Consider the following 2797-nt stretch of genomic DNA (forward strand, 5'->3'; position numbering starts at 1 on the left):
GTCTGGGGGCTGTGGGGGAAGGTCGTCACTCCACTGGGCCAGCCAGAGCCGGCGCCAGCTGCCCCGGGGGTCGCGGCGGAGGCGCCGTTCACTGAGGTACCAGAGGCGGTTGAGCTCGTAGCTGATCCCGTTGTAGTGCCTCAGTTGCGGGTCACTGGCAATGGTGGCGCTGTGGGTCTGGTTGAGGGCGATCATGGCGGGGTGGGCGAAGCTGCCGTCCAGTTCCTCGGCGCCGGCGCTGGCCTGGAGGCGGTCGCGGTAGTCGAGGTCCTCGCAGTAAGCGGGGTGAAAGTTGGCATCGAAGAGGCCCAGCCGATCCCAGCAGAAGGCCGTGAGCAGGAAGGCGCTGAAGCCGTGGGGCGGGGGCAGCAGCGGCAGAAACTGGGCGCGGCCTGGATCGATCCGGTTCAGGGCTGCCTGCAGCACGCCCGGAGCGAATTGCATGTCGTTGTTGGCCAGCAGCAGGGTGGAGGCCTCGGGAAAACTGGAGAGGATCAGGTTCCAGCTGGCCGCCACGCCCAGATTGGAGAAGGGCCGGGCGATGTGGATCCGATCCACCAGGGGATGGCCCCGCTCACGGATCGCCTCGAGCTGGGCCGACACTGCGCTGGGGCCTGCAGCGGCGGCGCTGTTGTCAACAATGGCCAGGGTGGCCACCGGGTGATCGAGACTCTCCAGCAACCGCTCGAGCAGATCGGGGCGGTTGAGGATCGGCACCCCCAGCAGGGGCAGGCTGCTGAGGCCCTCGGACGGCGGGGGAGGCGGCAGACGATCGAGCAGGCACCAGAGGCGCTCGATCGGGCCGTGATCGCCACTGAGCACCACCACGTCGGCCAGGCAGGCCCAGAGCTCAGGCTGGCGCAGCAGCGCGCGGCCCGGCCTTTCGGGCAGGGAGGTGGCCCAATCGCGCAGCCATTGCAGGAGCAGCTGGCTGGCAGACGCCACCTCCTGGCGCTCGAGGGCCGCTCTTACCCCAGCGGCCCGCTGCACAGGATCGAGCATGGTGCTGGGGGCGACGGCCACAGGCGCAGCTGAGCTTCAGGTCAGGGGTCAGAACCTGACGTTGTCGTCGGCGTCGTCGACGTTGACCCAGTTGCGGCCTCCGTCGTACTCGTACTTGGAGGAGCCGATGAAGAGGACATCGTTGTCATCGGCACCGCGGATGCGTAGGCCTCTGATGTCGGCATCATCCGAGAGCCTAACAACATCGCGATCCCCATCTCTGCCACCGAGGTTCAGGTTGGTATCGCGTACGTCGCCCCTGAAGCGGACTGTGTCGGCGCCATTGCCGGTGTTGATCCTGGACTTAGCCACGTTGCCGAAGACGAGACGATCGTCCCCATCGCCTGAGTCAATGATTGAGTTCTGAACACCCTTGAACCGGAGTACATCGTCGCCTGTGCCGGCATCAAGGTTGGAGCGTTTGAAGTCGCCCTGACTGACGAGCCTGTCATCGCCTTCACCCAGGTCGACGGAAGCCTTTCTGGAGATTCCACCGATCACCAGGGTATCGTCGCCGCCGCCGAGATCGGCGTCGAGCCTGCGGGAAACAACATCTTTCCGTGATCCTCTGCCCTCGGATGGACTTCCTGTGCGGAGCCTGACGGACTCGCCCCCAGCACTGCCATCGAGGTTAAGACCAACAATGGGGCTACCGTCATTGTTGAAAAACTGAATTCTCCCCCTGCGCTCAAAACCTTCGAGCTTCTGATCGCCCGTTTCTGTACTGGCAGATAGAGTGAATCCGCCCTGGCCAAAGGCGAGCGTTTGAGACATGGTTACAGTTAGGCCTATTGCTTACACATTACCAGAAACGCGCAGGATTGACCAAGCCATGTGCAATTTGCAAAGTGTCTACTCCTTTGCTGGCACTGGGTTTGCTGCGTTTTCTGTTCGACTCGATACTTTCTAGGGAGAGGTATTTGTGCATTTGCGCATCGTTTGAGCCATGCAGGATTTGCGCGAACCGGAACCAGGCGGGACGTTCTCGGCCCAGCTCGCGGCGTTGGTGCGCAGCGAGACGTTGGCGCGTAGCGCTGACGACTGGCTGGCGCTTGCGGAGGGCTACGCAGCCTCCCAAATTCTTGCGCCCCAGGATCACCGTCTTGCGGCCAATCGCGGCAACGCCCTGTGGATCGCCGATCGGCCGATGCAGGCCCTGGCGGCCTATCAGCGGGCCGTGCAGCTGGCGCCCGACGACCCGGTTGTGTACCGAGGGCTCGGAAATGTGCACTGCGACCGCCAGGCCTTCGAGGCGGCGGATCGGGCCTATGCCCGCAGTCGCGGCCTGGCGGCTGAGGCGATCACGGCCTGGAACCACAGCCAGTTGCTGATCGGGCTGGAGCGCTACACCGAGGGCTACGCCCTGGCCGAGAGCCGCTGGGATCTGGCCGGGCTGAAGCCATGGCGGGATCCGGCCACGGCCTGGCGGGGCGAGCCGGAGGGCTGGCGGGGACCGCTGCTGGTGTGGAGTGAGCAGGGGCTGGGCGACACCCTGCAGCACGTGCGCTGGCTGGGTCCCCTTGTGCAGAGGCGCGGTGAGGCTGCCGCACCCCTGGTGCTGGAGGTGGAGCCCTGTCTGGTGGAACTGCTCCGTCAGGGGCTGGCCCACCTGGAGCCCCGGCCGGTGGTCCGGGGCAAGACGGGTGGCGATGCGCCGACCTGGCGGGGAGCCCAGGTGTCGCTGCTGAGCCTGCCGGGCCTCCTGGGGGGGGCACCGCTTCCCAAGGCGGCTGCCTGGTTGCAGGCGGTGTCGTGGGCGCAGCCTCGGGAGCTTGGACGTCAGGGGCAGCAGGGC

Annotated in this window: 2 protein-coding genes and 1 pseudogene; 1 reads left to right on the forward strand and 2 read right to left on the reverse strand. The window is 65.9% G+C overall.

Annotated features, from left to right (window positions below; genetic code table 11):
• The coding region (locus IQ216_RS13035) for a hypothetical protein (protein ID WP_193815812.1) at positions 1 to 1023 on the reverse strand (1023 nt) is incomplete at its 3' end.
• A 27-nt stretch (positions 1024 to 1050) separates the two neighbouring features.
• Positions 1051 to 1776, reverse strand: coding sequence for a hypothetical protein (locus IQ216_RS13040; RefSeq protein WP_193815813.1), 726 nt, complete (start codon positions 1774 to 1776; stop codon positions 1051 to 1053).
• A 172-nt stretch (positions 1777 to 1948) separates the two neighbouring features.
• Here IQ216_RS13040 and IQ216_RS13045 point away from each other — a divergent pair.
• A pseudogene (locus IQ216_RS13045) lies at positions 1949 to 2797 on the forward strand (hypothetical protein); the annotation flags it as partial.

Source organism: Cyanobium sp. LEGE 06143, assembly GCF_015207535.1.
GTDB lineage: Bacteria > Cyanobacteriota > Cyanobacteriia > PCC-6307 > Cyanobiaceae > NIES-981.

Bases quoted from the DNA above. Each gene is read 5' to 3' on its own strand.
- IQ216_RS13040 (WP_193815813.1), bottom strand. From the start codon at position 1,776: ATGTCTCAAACGCTCGCCTTTGGCCAGGGCGGATTCACTCTATCTGCC.